The sequence below is a fragment of the Spirochaetota bacterium genome, assembly GCA_038043445.1.
In the GTDB taxonomy this organism is placed as follows: Bacteria; Spirochaetota; Brachyspiria; order Brachyspirales; family JACRPF01; genus JBBTBY01.
On sequence record JBBTBY010000007.1, the window covers coordinates 26,204 to 42,520 of the forward strand.

General features: G+C 55.3%; 13 protein-coding genes. 3 read left to right on the forward strand and 10 right to left on the reverse strand.

Annotated features, from left to right (window positions below):
- Positions 1–52: 52 nt before the first annotated feature.
- Both AABZ39_00955 and AABZ39_00960 read right to left on the reverse strand, forming a co-directional pair.
- The gene (locus AABZ39_00955; protein ID MEK6793316.1) at positions 53–1,369 is read right to left on the reverse strand and encodes a sulfatase; all 1,317 of its coding nucleotides are present in this window, start codon (positions 1,367–1,369) and stop codon (positions 53–55) included.
- 3 nt (positions 1,370–1,372) lie between these two features.
- A complete protein-coding gene (locus AABZ39_00960; GenBank protein ID MEK6793317.1) occupies positions 1,373–2,362 on the reverse strand; it encodes a hypothetical protein in 990 nt (329 codons plus the stop codon).
- A gap of 85 nt (positions 2,363–2,447) precedes the next feature.
- Between AABZ39_00960 and AABZ39_00965 the strand changes: the two genes are divergently transcribed.
- Positions 2,448–3,317: an AraC family transcriptional regulator gene (locus tag AABZ39_00965; protein ID MEK6793318.1), complete on the forward strand. Its 870-nt coding sequence runs from the start codon at positions 2,448–2,450 to the stop codon at positions 3,315–3,317.
- A gap of 38 nt (positions 3,318–3,355) precedes the next feature.
- Here AABZ39_00965 and AABZ39_00970 read toward each other — a convergent pair whose 3' ends face one another.
- The 3 genes from AABZ39_00970 to AABZ39_00980 all read right to left on the reverse strand — a co-directional run bounded on the left by AABZ39_00970 (position 3,356) and on the right by AABZ39_00980 (position 8,915).
- Complete coding sequence (locus AABZ39_00970) at positions 3,356–4,882, reverse strand: OmpA family protein (protein ID MEK6793319.1); 1,527 nt, start codon at positions 4,880–4,882, stop codon at positions 3,356–3,358.
- A gap of 73 nt (positions 4,883–4,955) precedes the next feature.
- Positions 4,956–6,350, reverse strand: a complete 1,395-nt coding sequence (locus tag AABZ39_00975; GenBank protein ID MEK6793320.1) for an Hsp70 family protein — start codon at positions 6,348–6,350, stop codon at positions 4,956–4,958.
- A 33-nt stretch (positions 6,351–6,383) separates the two neighbouring features.
- The gene (locus tag AABZ39_00980) at positions 6,384–8,915 is read right to left on the reverse strand and encodes an aconitase family protein (GenBank protein MEK6793321.1); all 2,532 of its coding nucleotides are present in this window, start codon (positions 8,913–8,915) and stop codon (positions 6,384–6,386) included.
- A gap of 194 nt (positions 8,916–9,109) precedes the next feature.
- Between AABZ39_00980 and AABZ39_00985 the strand changes: the two genes are divergently transcribed.
- Positions 9,110–10,213 (forward strand): HD domain-containing phosphohydrolase, encoded by a 1,104-nt coding sequence (locus AABZ39_00985; protein MEK6793322.1) that lies wholly within the window; start codon positions 9,110–9,112, stop codon positions 10,211–10,213.
- 3 nt (positions 10,214–10,216) lie between these two features.
- Here the strand turns inward: AABZ39_00985 and lepB are convergent, their stop codons facing one another.
- The 5 genes from lepB to AABZ39_01010 are packed head-to-tail and all read right to left on the reverse strand — an operon-like array spanning position 10,217 to position 15,185.
- Positions 10,217–10,738 (reverse strand): signal peptidase I, encoded by a 522-nt coding sequence (gene lepB, locus AABZ39_00990; GenBank protein MEK6793323.1) that lies wholly within the window; start codon positions 10,736–10,738, stop codon positions 10,217–10,219.
- Positions 10,735–12,786, reverse strand: coding sequence for an ATP-dependent DNA helicase RecG (gene recG / locus AABZ39_00995; GenBank protein ID MEK6793324.1), 2,052 nt, complete (start codon positions 12,784–12,786; stop codon positions 10,735–10,737). The genes lepB and recG overlap by 4 nt, the downstream gene beginning before the upstream one ends.
- A gap of 2 nt (positions 12,787–12,788) precedes the next feature.
- Positions 12,789–13,607, reverse strand: coding sequence for an MlaD family protein (locus AABZ39_01000; GenBank protein ID MEK6793325.1), 819 nt, complete (start codon positions 13,605–13,607; stop codon positions 12,789–12,791).
- A gap of 18 nt (positions 13,608–13,625) precedes the next feature.
- Positions 13,626–14,366, reverse strand: a complete 741-nt coding sequence (locus AABZ39_01005) for an ATP-binding cassette domain-containing protein (protein MEK6793326.1) — start codon at positions 14,364–14,366, stop codon at positions 13,626–13,628.
- A 6-nt stretch (positions 14,367–14,372) separates the two neighbouring features.
- Positions 14,373–15,185, reverse strand: a complete 813-nt coding sequence (locus tag AABZ39_01010) for an ABC transporter permease (protein ID MEK6793327.1) — start codon at positions 15,183–15,185, stop codon at positions 14,373–14,375.
- 200 nt (positions 15,186–15,385) lie between these two features.
- On the opposite strand from AABZ39_01010, the gene AABZ39_01015 reads away from it, so the two are divergent.
- Positions 15,386–16,303 carry a flagellar filament outer layer protein FlaA gene (locus tag AABZ39_01015; GenBank protein MEK6793328.1) on the forward strand — a complete coding sequence of 306 codons (918 nt, stop codon included), beginning with the start codon at positions 15,386–15,388 and terminating at the stop codon, positions 16,301–16,303.
- Positions 16,304–16,317 lie beyond the last annotated feature (14 nt).

Sequence of the window (16,317 nt, forward strand, 5' to 3'; positions counted from 1 at the left end):
GACAGCTCGGGGCAACGGCACCGTGGCCGTCGATCGGGAACGATATCCGTCGCTACGAGATCTTTTTCGCAGTCGTTGCATCCGGCTGAAGGTCGTCCTCGTCATTGATAATAACACCCATCGGAAGCGGTATCGACGGTGCGAGGAGCGGATCGTCCGTCCGTTTCATATATTTTTCAAGGCGTGCGCGCATAGCAGCGCGTATTTCCGCATAGGCATCGTCACCGCATCGATCATTCGTTTCATTCGGATCGCTAATCAGGTCATACAGCTGTTCGGAAGCGAGCGATGACCTCGGCCAGCCGTGTTCCATCCAGACATCCTTCGAAGGACTGTCGTCGCAATTCGGGAGAACCGGTCTGTTCCTTTCTTTGAAGCGCCGAATATAGAGGTGTTCCTTTGTCCGCACCGAACGCATCGGCTCATACGCCGCGTGATACGTCACCTCGGAGAATATCTCCTCATGCACTTCCTTGCCGCTGAGCGCCGGAACAAGCGATGCCCCTTCCAACCATGGCGGTGCATTGATGCCGGCAAGTTCGCAGATGGTCGGATAGATATCGATATTCGATGAAAGCGCATCGCTCACCGTTGCGCTCGGCACCCCCGGTCCGCGCATGATGAGCATAATGCCCGTGCCGTGACTTGTCAGATTGCATTTCATCCCGGGAAACGCGATGCCGTGGTCCGTCGTCGCAATGATGATGGTGTTCTCCGCAAGTCCGGCTTTCTCTATCGCATCGAGGATGATGCCCACACCGTCATCGTACGTACGTGCGCTGTCGATGAAATTCGCCATATCAGCACGGGTGACCGCATTATCCGGGAGCGGCGCGGGTACGCGGACGTAGCGTGCATCGGTCTTGTAGTCGGTGCGCTCGAAATCGCGCCCCTTGCGATGCGTCTCAAAAAATCCCGCATCGATGAAGAACGGTGCTTTGGGCTTCGATGCGATGAGCTTCGCCGCACGATGTGCCACCGTGGCGACATTCTTCGGGCCGGCGATATCGATGACATCGTATCCGATCGCTTTGATCTGCTCATCCGTATGCGCGATATGCTGCATGCCGAGGAGATACGATGCATACCCGCTCTTCTTCAGCGTATGAGGAATGCATTTCCCGTAATCATGAAGACTGAAACCGCGATGCGCAAGCCCGAGCATCCCCGTCTGATGCGGGAATTGTCCCGTCATGAGCGCGGCTCGGCTCGGCGAACAGGTCGGCCCCGCCGTGTGATGATCGCGGAAGACAACGCCGCCGTCCGCAAGACGCTTCAAATGCGGCGTCGGTATCGCGTGGCCATAGGGCTCTATGTATCTCCCCGTATCGTGCGAATGGATGTATACGATGTTCGGTGAACATTTCATAGGCTACTGCTCCACTATGATCTTCAATGGCGCCGGAATATCATGGTGCCTGCTTCGTGCACCGGTCATGATATCTGCCGGCGATATGGACCTGAAATATTTTTCCATATCAAGCGGATATATCGTTCTCGTACCGCCTGCCCCTTTGATCTCCATGGACGCCTCTCCCGGTTTGAGCGGATATCCGTCCCACCCTTCCCAGAACAGAACAGCATGTACCGACTCATACTCTGCAAGAATAGCAAGTATTTTTTTCATCGCGTCTGCCGGTACGGGATCATACTCGTTCCGGGAACCTCCATTGAGCACACGCGAACTGAGTATCGGGGCAAGAGGGACGGGGTTCCCGTCAGAACACACCATCAATGACGACGCTTCCAGTCCCATGCGGATATAGTGTTCCCACCCCGAACGCTGGCGCTCACTGTCATTACTGCCGAAGCGGGTATAGAGAACGGGAACAATATAATCGATATCGTCGTACATGCCGAGCTTTCCCGCTGACCGAAGCGCAGCGAACTGTCTGATGAACTCTTCCGTGTATTCCCCCTGCGGCTGCGGGTTCAATATCCCGTACAGTGCGAGCTTTGAGCGCGGGAGCTGCTTGCGAGCAATTCGTATCCTGTTCGCGAACGCCGCAACAACAGCGTTCATCGTGCCGCCGAGCCCGTGAAATTCCTTCGGATGAACGGGATGTTCAAGGTCGAGGACTATGCATGTCCCCGGATGGTCCACGATACCGATGCTTTTTACAGCGGAGGCAAATACCGCTTCAATATCGGTAGCGGTATACGAAAGCGCTTTTTCGACCGAGTCGCCTTTTTTCCAGCAGAGCGAACTTCCGGAGATCGAAACACCTTTCTCGATCTGGAGGCTCGCCACGTCTGCCGCGGAGAACTGATTCTGCAGAAGAAAATACACCTTTCTCTCTGCCCCAGCCGCTGGGATCGAGACGATCACCGCCGTCAAAAGAACTATCAACGAACGCTGCATCTTCCTGCCTCCCTATAGTGTGCATGCTCATCGGAACGAACGCGTCTGTGTTGCTTTCATCTCTGTTAAAAGTATACTTGCAGGCATGGCGAAAATCAATGTCACGCATGGAACATATGTCATATCTGGTGCTTGGCGTTTTATCGCACGGATGGAGCGCCGCTACGGCACGTTGCGCTTCGTCGTCGGCAGGGACTCACCGGACGAACGCATCACATCGCAGGTGATAACGTTCCGCAATGCTCATCGGTCCGTCGACGGCATTTCATTACCGTACTTCACCATGACCTATATCCTCGCCGGCAAGGGCGTATACCGCCCGCTCAACGCTCGCGCACAGATGCTCGCTCCCGGTGCACTTTTTAACCGCCCCGCGCATGAACCGTTTTCCCTTACGCGGGACGAGCGATTTCCCTGGGCGGAATTCTCGATCGCACTGCCCGACAGCTTCGCACGAACGTTCATATCGATATGCGGCATGCATGAACGGACGGTAGTATCCGTTCTCCGTTCCGATATTTTCGACGGCATATCGTCCGTGTTCCGCGCCATGTCGCGCGCGGACGCCTGTGCATCGCTTTCCGCCGTGTTCGATCTGGCGGGACGCTTCACGCGTTCTTCGTTGGAGAAGGCGCCCATCGACGCGATACGCCGCGCCCTTGTGCTCATGGGAAAGCGCGTCATCCGCACCGATGATGATATGCGTGCGGTAGCATCCGCCGTCGGCATGAGCTACGAGCGCTTCCGCAAGGCGTTCACCGCGCATATCGGCATGTCGCCGCGTGAATACCGTATACGCCAGAAGATACGCAGGGCCGAGGACGCCATCGCGATGGGGGAAGATATCTCAGCGGCGGCGGAATCGCTCGGGTATCCTGATCAATTCACGTTCGCGAAGCAGTTCAAGAAATTCACGGGATATTCACCGGCGAAATATCGTTCATCGGTGCAATGACCGCAGCTGCCGTACGCATCGGCCATTGTCCTTCGTTCCTACTGTATCACGAATTCAACGCGCCTGTTCTGCTTTCTGCCCGCATCCGAGGTGTTCGCAACAACGGGTTTGCTTTGCCCATATCCCTTCGCCGTCAATCGCCCGCTCTGAATGCCGGCGGAAACGAAATATCGTGCCACGGCGGCGGCTCGTGCCTGTGACAGCGATCGATTATACGCTTCCCCGCCGACATTGTCGGTATGTCCCGCTATCTCAAGTTTCATCGTGCTGTTGTTCCGGAGCAATGCCACGACGCGGTTCAGTTCTTCCTTCGATTCGGGGTGCAGATCGGACTTATTGTATTCGAAGAAAATATTGTTCATTCTCACTGTCTGCCCGGATTCTATTGGAACGAGCATGAGGTCCTGTTCGATCTCGGTGTACTCGGTGAGAACGCTCACATCGAGGTTCTCATTGACCGCATAGAAATCCTTCTTTTCAGCGCGGAACGCATAGCGTTTGCCCGACTGCAGGATGATGCTGTATCTCCCGTTCGCAGGATCAGCGATCGCGGAACCGATGAGGACACCGTTCGTAAGGTCGTAATACTGTATCAGCGCATCGACGGGTTCACCGCTCTTCTTGTTCTGCACTACCCCTTGTACCAGCACCACCGGAAGCGGCTTGATGACATCGGGCATGGCGATACGGAAAATATCCCTCATCCCGAGCGAGCCGGTGGAAGAAACGAGGTACGCCTGTGAACCGGATGCGGGGATGGAAAAATAGCCGTCCCATCCGTCGGTATTGAATTCGGGCCCGAGGTTCTCCGGTGCAGACCAATTCGTCCATGTATTATCGAGCCTCCGCGTGACATAGATATCCATATCGCCGCGGCCGCCCGGTCTGTCCGATGAGAAATAGAGCGTCTTATTGTCGGCGGCGAGGAACGGCGTACGCTCCTTGCCGCTCGTATTGAGCGTCCTGCCGAGGTTCTTCGGCCTGCTGTATTTTTTATCGCTGACCTTGAATGAAACATAGAGGTCCGTATCGCCGAGGGAATCATCGCGCTCGACGCTTGCGATGAGATAATACCAGTCCTGAGAAAGACAGTAGCCGCTGTATTCCGGATGCTTATTATAGAAATAATCGATGACCACCTCTTCCGGCACCGCCCATCCGTCCTTCGTGCGATAACTGTAGGATATCCCGTTCCCTTTCGTCGAGCCATCGCTGTTGTAGGTGCTTAAGAGCAGCAATGAATTATTATCCATGCCTGCAGAAAGCACCGCATTGGGCGCGTCATTGTTGAGCGGCTTACCGATATTTTTCGCTTTCGTCCAGCGGCCCTTCGCATCTTTTTCGCTGTACCAGATATCGGTCGATTCGATGTCCCTGTCGCTATTTTCCGGGGACCCCATGCGGATGAAATAGAGGGTTCGTCCGTCGGGTGAAATGATCGGCAGGCGGTCGTCATGCTTCGAATTGATGATCGCACCCAGGTTCTCTTTCACCCGCGCTTCCGCGCTTTCGACCGTAGATCCGACGGTGATGCATACCGCCATGACCAGAAGCAGCTTATTCATTGTGGCCCCATCGCTGAAATTGATATGCCGGAAGTATACCGCACCATATTTTTACCGTCAAGGCTTTGCCGCTTTACTGCAAGCCCTGCGCCATCACGCCGTAGCGTTCCTGTGCTATCGCCGCAAGACCCCGTGATATCGATGTGTACAGGTCGACATGCTTCATCCTCTGTTCTCCGAAAATATCAGCAAGTATCTTCTGTACCGCCGGCACCTGCGTGCTCCCGCCGACGGGAATGACGGAATCGATATCATCAGCCGTTACGTGAGCGTCGGAGAGCACCGCACGTATGACACCGGCGATATCCGTGAGGCTTTCTGCTATCGCGTGCTCGAATTCATGTCGTTCGATCATACGATGGATGCGGCTTTCCCCGAATGAACAGGAGAACGGCGCGGATAGTTCTTTCGAAAGATGCATCTTTGCCGATTCACAGGCGCGGAGGAATGGATATCCGTAATTCTCCTTGACCAGGCGGTATAGTGCGATGCCTGCCTCGCTGTTCTCGCATGAGAACTTTATCTCCTTGAGTATCGTATCATAGGATGCATGCGACAGCTCCAGGATGCCGTCGAGCGTGAGAAGCTTATCAAAAATGACAGCCGGCATATCGCGGTGTACTCCGCCGATTGAGCGGGTAAAGCTTCCTTTCCCGAGCAGCGGATGTATGAGCTTCTGTATCTCTTTATCGTAATCGTCACCGCCGAGGAGGAGCCCGCGGTTGGCAAGCACCTCAACATCATGCGATACTATCCGCAGTACGGAGAGATCGAGCGTACCGCCGCCGAAGTCGAAGACAAGCGCCGTGCCGTCCGAAAGCGAGCGGGAACATTCCTTTGCCGCAGCGACCGGTTCCATCGCAAAGCTCACTTCGCGAAAGCCGCTTTCCCGCGCCGCGACCGTGATGACGCGTTCGTAATGCCGTTTGAGCTTCGGTGTCTGTTCGATGATCACCGGCATACCGATGACGATATCCGCCGCAGTATCTTTCATCTGCTTCTCTGCCGCTTTTTTTATTGCGCGGAAGAATTGCTCAAGGAGCCGGAACACCGCGACGGTCTCGTCGAACACGGTTACCTGCGTGAGCGACGGGTAGCGGAGCGCGGTCTTAAGCGACTTGAAGAAACGTCCCTTGCTTGCAGTGTCGACGACCGTATGCACCGGAACGGATACCGTCATCGCCTCTTCTTTTATCCCGAGCTGTGTCGCAACACTTTCGCCGGGTATTATCTCCATATCGATGGAACGCCCGAGCGAACGCCGTTCAAAATTCGACCGCTGCCCGACATTGTCTTCCATGTATGAACGGATAGCATCAAAGCCTACCTTGTAGCCGCCGCGCTTGCGACGATAGAGACAGGTGGGAAAGAACGAATTCCCGTCGAACGTAATATCGACCGCGGTGCCGTTCTGTATCACAGCCGCTGCAGAATTACTCGTGCCGAAATCGATGCCAAGCGAAATCACCGGTCGATCCTCCGGACGTATGGTGAGTGTTCCCTAATACTCAATATCCGCGTAAATGAATTTCCTCTTCTTCGCCACGCGCTTCGCATATTCTTCCATATACGTCGCTGTATCGACTATCTTCCCGGCAACGGCGGTGAGCGCCGCGATATGCGCGCTCCCGAGGAACGCCTCTGCCGATGACGGTCCGATGCGTGACTGGAAATTACGCGTCGTCGTCGTGAAAGCGACGGCCTTATCGCCGATGCGCCGTTTATTGCCCATGCACAGGCCGCAGCTCGGTATGCCGATGATCGCACCCGCCTCGTGAAGCTTCTCGAGCGTCCCTTCCTTCATGAGCGTTGCGTAAATATCGCCGGAAGCGGGGATAACGACGAACTGCACATGCGAAGCGATGCGCTTGCCTTCGACAAGGAGCGAAGCCGCGCGTATGCTCGCAAGGTCGCCGCCCACACAGCTCCCGATGAACACTTCATCGACCTTCGTGCCGGCCACTTCCGAAAGCGGTGCGACATTATCCGGGTGATGCGGCTTGGCCACGAGGGGCTCGCGGTATTTGGAAAGATCGATGGTCACCTTCGCCGCGTATGTTGCGTCCTTGTCCGGCGTGAAATATTTCTTGTCAGCGAGATATTTTTCGAACGATGCTATCGTCGCGGTAAGCGAATGCGAACGGTCGCCACGGTCGTAACGTTTCTTGAGATATTTCAGGTCGTTGTTGACGCTTTCTACCGCCGCGTCGTCGGTGGGGATGATGCCGGCGGAGGCGCTGCGCTCAGCGACCGCATTCGTAAGAATGTAGCGCTCATCGCGGTTGAAATCCTTCACGCCTGCGAATTCGATGATGCGTCCGTTGTATACGCCTTTCCCCTGACCGGATGATCCCGCTTCGGTAACGAGCATGCTCACTGCATCGCGTGCGGTGATCCCGTCATTCAATTTCCCCGTGAACGTGACGAGCACTTCCTCATCGACGGCCAGTTCGAGGAAACCGTACTTCATTGCGATAGCGACTATGTCGCTCCCTGCGGGGAAGGATATGCCGCGTTCGCTGCGCGTATGCGAATCGCCGCCGACAATGATGTCGCTCGGGAGCACAAAGCGGTTGGCGATGGTGTGTATGATGCCTTCGCCTGCCATAAGCCCGATGCCCCCGTGATCGCGCGCGAATTTCTGGAGATAGAGCTGCGTGTTACGCTCTTCCGTCGTCGGACATTCGCTCGTATGGCACACGGACTGTATCACGAATTCGCTCTGGAAGCTTTCACCGCCCCCGATGGACTGATACTCATCATAGGTCATCGGCCCCGTGGTGTCCTGCGAATAGACGCCGCGTATCTTCACTTCCACGTTCTCGCCCGTCGTCGAGAATTTCTTGCCGTCAAGCCGGTTGTACGTGAACAGTTTCTGCGTCGTCGTCTGCGGCGATGCAGCGCCTTCTGTCTGCTTTACAACACGCACCGGAGCGCCGAGCTCCTTCGCGCATGCGGATGCCATGATGAATAGTTTTTTCTGCGACATGTATGCATTCAGTCCGCCCGCCTTGAGCTTCATGAGCGTGAACGGCAGAAGCGGCGCGAACGGTATCTCGGTGCTCTTCGTTTCATTGACGATGATGTTCCTCGAAAGTTCGATGCGGAGCACGTCGCCTTCCGTCATGCCGTCCGTATCCGCTTTCAGCGGAATGACGCCCGAAGAGATGACGCTCATCTCATAGATGGGCGCTATCGACTTTGCGATGAGCACGCCGCCCTTTTTCGACTCGGGGGCATGCGGCACGGGCGACCCTATCACTTCAAGAAGATTATACGTCGCGCTTTTGCGCGATGAGCCTTCGCCGAACTGTTTCCCGCCGACCATGGCGAGCGGACCTTTCGCAGAAAGAGTTTTCCAGCGTGCGATGAAATCCTTCTGATCATCGCGTCCTTCCATGATGAACGCGGCATGGAGCGGCCTGTCCGTACGCGACGACGCGCGCTTTGACGGCGAAAGGTGATCGGTCGATATGAAATCGCCCGCTTGTATCGCGGTAACGCGTATCGTCTCCGGAAAGGGAAGATGCTTCTCCCACGAACGCTCCGCCCAGCCGAGGAGCACCGCTTTCGCTGCCGCATTCCCCTCCTTCGCGAGCGAGAAGCAGTGATCGACCGCTTCCTTGGAAATATAGAATATCTTTTCAAGCGCGTCTTTGACACGCTCTTGAGCGTCGCTCACCGCAAGGCATTTGACGAGATAGATATCCGCCGTTCCGCCGTTCATATTGATGAGCATAGCGAGCGCACGCCTGCTCTCGGTGAGATAGCACGGTTTTCCTTCAACGGATGAGTAGAGCGCTTCGGCTTTCTTCTTCGCTTCGGGAAAGCTCCCCCCGCGCACTTCATCATCGAGGAGGTGTATCAGGTCATCTGCGGATCTTTTTTCGGCCGCAGGGACGGACGACATGATCACACCGAGAACGACATCCACTTCGCTCTCGGTAAGCGGCCGCGGCGGAAGCCCCTCACGGATGCGTTCCGCGTTCCTTTCATGATACGATCTCAGTGCTTCCGCTGCCGTTGTGCTCATGACCGTGTACTCCTTACTGGATAGAAATGATATACAGAAATATCGGAAAACGCAATTCGTTCCATGCACTCAGGGGAGAGCTGCTTGCAACCCGTTCCATGCATGCCGAATGGGTCACGGAACAACAGTGCCTGAGACTGTTTACATTTCCAAAAAACATAGTAGCATAGCGGAATGAATGGGAGATGCGACGCATGGGCATGAACGGACCGGTCCTTATCGTCGATGACGACGAACAGATATTGACCCTCACCCAAGAGATACTTACCGCGAGCGGATTCACCGTCCGTGGATTCACCGATCCGGTGAAAGCGCTTACATCGCTCACCGTCGATGGTGCCGCAGCGATAATTTCCGACATCGATATGCCCGGCATGTCCGGCATCGAATTCGGACAGAAGGTGCGCGCGATTGATGAGCACATCCCTATCGTCTTCCTCACGGGTTTTTCCACGCTTGAGTACGCAAAGGAAGCGATACGCATCGGCGCATCGGAGTTCATAGAGAAACCGGTCAAGAACATACATGCGCTCATCGAGGTAGTACGTACCGCCATACGCAAGCGCGAGGAGCGCAAGGCGCTTGAGACCGTGCACGACCTGTATCGCGCCCTGGTGCGACCCGGTGAAAGCATACAGCCAGCCGATGTGTTCTACGACCTGCAGGAATTCACCATCAAGGGCTGGGCGAAGCTCATCGAACACAAGGATGAAGAGACCGGCAATCACCTCATGCGGATCGCCCGTTATACGGAGCTCCTCGCCAATGAGCTGTCAGCAACAACGGCGTTCTCAGGATATCTTTCACACGAATACATTCAGGACCTGAAGCTCGGGAGCATTCTCCACGACATCGGCAAATCGTCGGTGCCCGATACGATACTGATGAAACCGGGAAAGCTCACAGCGGAGGAATTCGTCATCATCAAGTCGCATGTGACCGTGGGCGGGAGTTTTCTTGAGACCTGCCTTACCGAATGGAAGAACAAATACCCCGACATGAAATGCTATTTCAATCTCGGTTCGCAGATAGCGAAATTCCATCATGAGCGCTGGGACGGCAGCGGGTATGCCGCGGGCCTCGCCAGGACCGACATCCCGCTTTCGGCGCGCATCGTCGCCATCGCCGACGTATACGATGCGCTTACCTCCGAACGCCCGTACAAGAAAGCGTGGCCGCATGCCGATGCGGTCGCGGAGATAATCCGTTCGTCCGAAACGCATTTCGATCCGTCCATCGTCTCGGTATTCCTTTCGATAAGCCCCAAGTTCGCCGAAATACGCAGCACGTTCAACTGAACATCACTGCACGGTACCGAAACGGGAAAGCGGCTTGTAAATGAGCACTGCCGTCCCCACGATACGCGTTATGTTCACCGGACCGTAGCTCCTGCTGTCCTCGCTCACCGCTCGATTATCACCGAGCACGAAGACATGATCGGCGGGTATATCGAGCGTCAATGTCCCCGTTGTCGCCGATGCGTACGGCTCCCGAAGCACGATCGAATTCACCGTGACCGTACCGTCGCGTATGACGATATGATCGCCGGGAATGCCGATGATACGCTTCACGAAATACCCGTCCTCCGCGCGCTTGCCTTCGAACACGACGATCTCGCCCCGCGTGACCGGACGCAGACCAAAGCGCGTGAGATGGTACGCCCCTTTGAAGACCAGTATCTCATCCCCGGCACATACCGAGTTCTCCATCGACCGTGACGCCACGGGGAACGGCTGGAACAAGAACATCCGAATGCATACGGCGATCATGACCGCAACGGCACCGGCCAGAGCGATCTCCGCGATGCGCCGCTGTATCGTCATACGGTCAGCCGTTCTGTCATACGTGCGATCCGCTCCTCGAATTCCGGTGCGAGCCTGTCCGTTCCCGCACACAGTGCGAGCGCATCGGTACGCGCCTCGCGCATGATGCCGACATCGCGTATGATATCGCCGAGCCGGAATTCCGGCAATCCCGCCTGACGCATACCGATGAATTCACCAGGGCCCCGTATCGCAAGGTCTTCCTCCGCTATGCGGAAACCGTCGTTCGAATCCGCGAGCACGGCAAGCCGCTTTGACGCTGCATCGGTAAGTTCGCCGTGATGCACAAGATAGCAAAACCCTTCGCGGTCGCCGCGCCCCACGCGCCCGCGCATCTGATGGAGCTGCGAAAGCCCGAAACGCTCGGCACCCTCGATCACCATCGTCGTCGCGTTGGGATTATCGATGCCCACCTCGATGATGGATGTTGCAAAAAGCACCTTCACCTCGCCGCGGGAGAAGCGGCCCATGGCATCATCGCGCTCAACGCTCGTCATCCTTCCATGAACGACGGCAAGAGGGACATCGGAAAGCGTGGTCGCCCGCACGCGCTCATACTCATTGGTCAGATCGAGGAGATCGCTATCCGCCGTTTCCTCGATGAGCGGGAACACGACATATCCCTGCTCGCCTTTCTCGATGCGGTTCTTCAGGAATCGGTAGCAGTGATCACGAGCGTCCTTCCCCACATACTTCGTCCGTATCCCTTTCCTTCCGGACGGCATTTCATCGATGACGGAAAGATCGAGCTCGCCGAAAAGCGTCATGGCGAGCGAACGCGGTATGGGCGTCGCCGTCATAAGGAGATAATCGACGTTCTTTCCCTTGGCAAGGAGCGCATTGCGCTGCGCCACGCCGAAGCGCTGCTGCTCGTCGATCACCGCAAGCCCGAGCGATGCGAATCGCACATCGTCGCTGAGGAGCGCGTGCGTCCCGACAATTATCCGCACGTCGTTGGCGGCACAGCGAGAAAGCATGCGCGCACGCTCCTCACCGGAAAGCGATCCGGTCAGAAGCCCGACCGATATGCGATCGCCTGCCATGCCCTGTATCGTACGCATATGCTGAGCGGCAAGTATCTCCGTCGGGGCAAGGAGCGCGGTCTGATAGCCCGCTTCCGCTGCGATGAGCGCTGCAAGGAACGCCACCACGGTCTTCCCGCTCCCTACATCGCCCTGAAGGAGCCGGAACATCTGCCTGTCGGAAAGCATATCGTCGGATATCTCGGCGAGCGTATTATCCTGCGCGCGGGTAAGCCGATAGGGAAGCGATGCTGCGATGTCATCGCGGAGCTTCATGGAATGGTAGCGTTTCTCCTTGGCGAGTACGGGTGGTCTGTTCTCACGAAGATACATGACCTGGAACGCAAGGAATTCCTCGTAGATGAGCGTACGCTTCGCCTGCTCCATACGCTTCATGTCGCGGGGGAAGTGTATCTCCGCAAGCGCATCGCCGAATGACATGAGCGAATAGCGTCCCTTCGCTTCAGGCGAGATGTCATATGAAATGGTACGCATCAGCGGAAGCTGCGACTGTATGAGCGAACGCATCTTTTTCTGCGAAAGCCCCGCCGTCAGCTCGTAGAGGGGGACAATGCGCCCGAACGTGAGTGACGCATCAGCGTCGAATTCCACTTCGGTCACCGAACACCATACCGCATTGCGCCCGAACCGGAATTTACCGACGACATGGATCTCCGCCCCCTCGCGCGCGCCCTTGGGCATGCGGCCGGCGAAAAGCGGAAGTTCCGCCGTCATATCGCCGTCGGATACGATGAGCTTGGGCACCGAGCGGAAATTCACCGTCATCGACTCGATGGAATCGATGCGCACGCGGACGACCGAATTCTTTTCCGGCTCCGCGAGCGCTTCCCGTATCGAGGTCACCCGTGTCCTGTCCTCATAGTCGCGGGGGAAGAACGTCATAAGATCGAGGAGCGAACGTATGTTCTTTTTCGCGAGCAGTTCCTGGAAATAGGGACCCACCCCCTTTACGAACTGTATCGGCTGTTCGGCGATCTCCCGGAACGTCATCCTCTCATGCGGCACGATTATTTTTTTTTCGTCGGCTGCGTCGTCAGCACCGTCGTCGGCTTGGCTTTGTCATCCGCGCCCTTCATGGTTATGATGGGGTTGTCTTTCAGTTTTTCGGATATCTCGACGAAATTCTCCGTTATCTTCTGCACGTTCTTAAGCGACGCGGTTATCTCCGCCCGGGCGCGCGGATCGTTCAGGAAATATTCGAGGTTCGATGCATGCCTGAGCTTATAGGTCAGCGCCTGTACATCCCCGAGTATCAGATTGACCTTCCCGTCGGGGGCGCTCAGCATTCGGAGCAATGTCTTGAATTCCCCTTCCGGGTCGTTTATCCATTTGGTCAACTGTGTTACATTGCCGAGGATCACATCGATGCCTTGGTTCTTCATGGTAAGATCATGTTTTTCCTTGAGCATCTGCCCGCGTTCGGTATCCGACGAAGGAAGGAAGGCATTGTTGCCGAGCCTTCGTGCATCCGGCGTGCCGGGATACAGGATAAGCTCACCGTCCCCGAAGAGAGGTGCACTTAACACAAGGACGCTGTCCTCGCGTACGCGGTCCGCGTATTCACCATAAATGATCACCTTCGCTTCCACTTTATTCTCTTCGTTGATCCTGTATTTTATGAGTTTCCCGACGGCAAGTCCCTGGAGCGTCACGTTCATGTTTTCCTTAAGCTTGTTCGCGCTCTTGAATTCAGTTGTAAATGCGGCTTTTGACCGCCACAGCCCCTTTTGTGTCGGTATAACGATGATGAGCGACATCACGATAATGAGCGCGGCAGCGATGAATATCGCCACGATCTTTTCCATCCGTGAGAACGTGTATGCCATTCGAACCTCCGTGAACCTTTATTTGAACTCGGCTAAATATTCATCTGCTTCTGCCCGCTTCTTGAACTCCTCATAACTCCCGTCAAAACAGGGGACATGGTCCTTGAAAGCGATGACACGCGCAGCGAGGAACGCAAATTCGGATACTTTGTTGCAGACGGCAAGAACCGTGATCGGTATCCCTGAGGTGACATAGCGGCATATTTCGTTCCTGATGAGCGCATCCGCCTGCTGATCGATGCCGTCGAATACAGAATCGAGGAACAGTATCTCCGGGCTGTGTATGATCGAGCGCAGATAATTGACGAATCGCCGCTCGCGCCCGGAAAGCACATTGGGACGCGCGGTGATGATGCGGTCTTTCGTGAGCCCGAACCGCGCAACGTGCTCAATGATCTCCTTCTCTATTTCCGCATCGCTCATATTCGTGTTGTATTTACGGTGCATCGCCAGGTTCTGATACGCCGTTCGCGACGAAAAAAGAGCATCGTCCTGGAATACGAACCCGTTCCTGCTTTTCATCTTCATGATGTCCGCTTTCGGCGACCGCACCGTGTCGATGCCTTCGATCGTTACGCTTCCCGAACGCGGATTGTATATCCCATACGCGAGCTTAAGGAGCGTAGAAAGACCTTCGCCGCTCCCGCCGACGATGACGGTGAATGTCCCGCGCGTGAACGAAAGTGAAAGCCCGTTGAAAATGATATGTGTACCGAATCCGAAGGTAACATCCCTGAGTTCTATCACGTTATCCTGCATATGTCCTCAGTGTATCGACCGTGCAATATAATAGAGTACCGTGATAAGGATATTGAAGAGAAAAACCCAGAGAAAACCGCTCATGACACCGCTTTGCGCCGATATGGCGATCGCCGATGTCGAGCCGCTCGTTTTAAATCCGTAATAAACCGAAGTCACCGATACCAATGACCCGAGCACTATCCCTTTGACAAAAAGAAGAAGGATATCGCCGAATGAAAGAACGGAAAGAAAGGTATTGAGGAATGAGAGGAACGGCACTTTCGGGTTCAGTATCGAACTGATCCCGAGACCTCCGATAATACCCACTGCCGCAAAAAGCACGGTAAGCACGAACATGGATATCATCATGCCGAGAATGCGCGGGAGAACGATAAGACGTATGGGATCGACGCCGAGCGATTCAAGCGCTTCAAGCTCATGTCCGATGACAATGGCGCCTATTTCAGCGGATATTGCGGTACCGCTCCGTGAGATGAGCACAATGGCGGTAAGGAGCGGCCCTCCCTCGCGGAGAATGACCGTAATGATGAGTCCGGCGACCATATCGGCACCGAGCAGTCCGGAAGCCATCGCCGCCGAGAAATTGATGCCGGCCCCGAGCGCGAGCGCCATGAACGCGATGAGCGGGAATGATGTCACCCCTGAAAAGTAAACCTGTTTTACCGTTTCTTCATACACGACATCGGTATCCGGCTTGTTTATCTGGAATACTTCGGCAAGCGAATATATCAAAAGCGAGAGTATACCCCCCGCCTGATCGACGAACCGCAGTGCCGGAGTTGCGATAAGGTCTTTTGCGATCGCGCGCAGCGCCATGAACGCGATTATACTTTGCTGTAGTGAAAAAGCAACGCGCGAATACGAGTATGCATCGGTGACCGCCCATTCGTATCGCTCCCGGGATCGGTAGTTAACATAGTGAACGCACCCATGGGCGGAAAATCCTATTGACAAAAGAATAAGATTGTTGTACAGTACGAATCGCATTGAAAATCATAGAATAGGAGTGCACTTTTATGAAGAAGATCCTTCTCGTGTGCGCGGGCATCTTCATGGTGTCGGGTCTCTACGCCCTGACCAATGCAACGCTCATCGATTTCTCCATCACCGGGGATAAGGCGGCATTGCAGTCAAAGGATGACGCGGCAAAAAGCGATTCCGACGAGATCATGAAGCTCTCCGATATCTACAATCCGAACTGGGCGGTCGTGCTCAACGACTCGGCGCAGATGATAGAGAACAGGAAACTATCCTATTGCTCGGATGTAACGAGTCAGAGCAAAGGAAAGGTGCTGGGGGTTCGGATACATTTCCCCACTGCTCCTTGGAACAGCTACGGTCTTGTAAAACCCCCGTTCGAATTCGAAATTTACGGCGGACCTGATGGCACCCGTTTCATGGACGGCAAGGGTGTTCTGAAGAATGTCGGGACCATACGGTCCATCAGTTCATGGGTATGCGGCCGGAACTATGTGGTAAATTACATCGTCAATATAAAGAACGACCAGGAAGCGGTCAGCGCCCACTCTCTCGGCTATCTCAATTTCGTCGGCTGGAGCCAGGTGAAATGGGATAACCCGAATTACCTTGCCAATGCACGTGACCGTGTACTGCGCCGCGTGCCGCTCTATCCGAGAAGCACGCCGTCCGTCAAACTGGACTCACTGCAGTTCTATCGCACTGCGGACAATCTCGGCGGCAATTTCGTGGCATACGTAAAGGACGTTGCTATGGAATTCGAAGAAGCGGTCATCGACAAGGATGCCGACATCGATGATGAAGGCGTGTGGGGCATTTTGAAGGCGGAAAGTGATCGCAAAAAAGCCCTTGAGAACAGGCGCCTCAAGGAGATACGCGAACTTCGCGATCTCGAAGAGCGCCGCATCGCCGGGTCCGCAAAGGGCTCGACTTCAACGGCTTCGACGAACAAATAAGAAAACAGCAATGA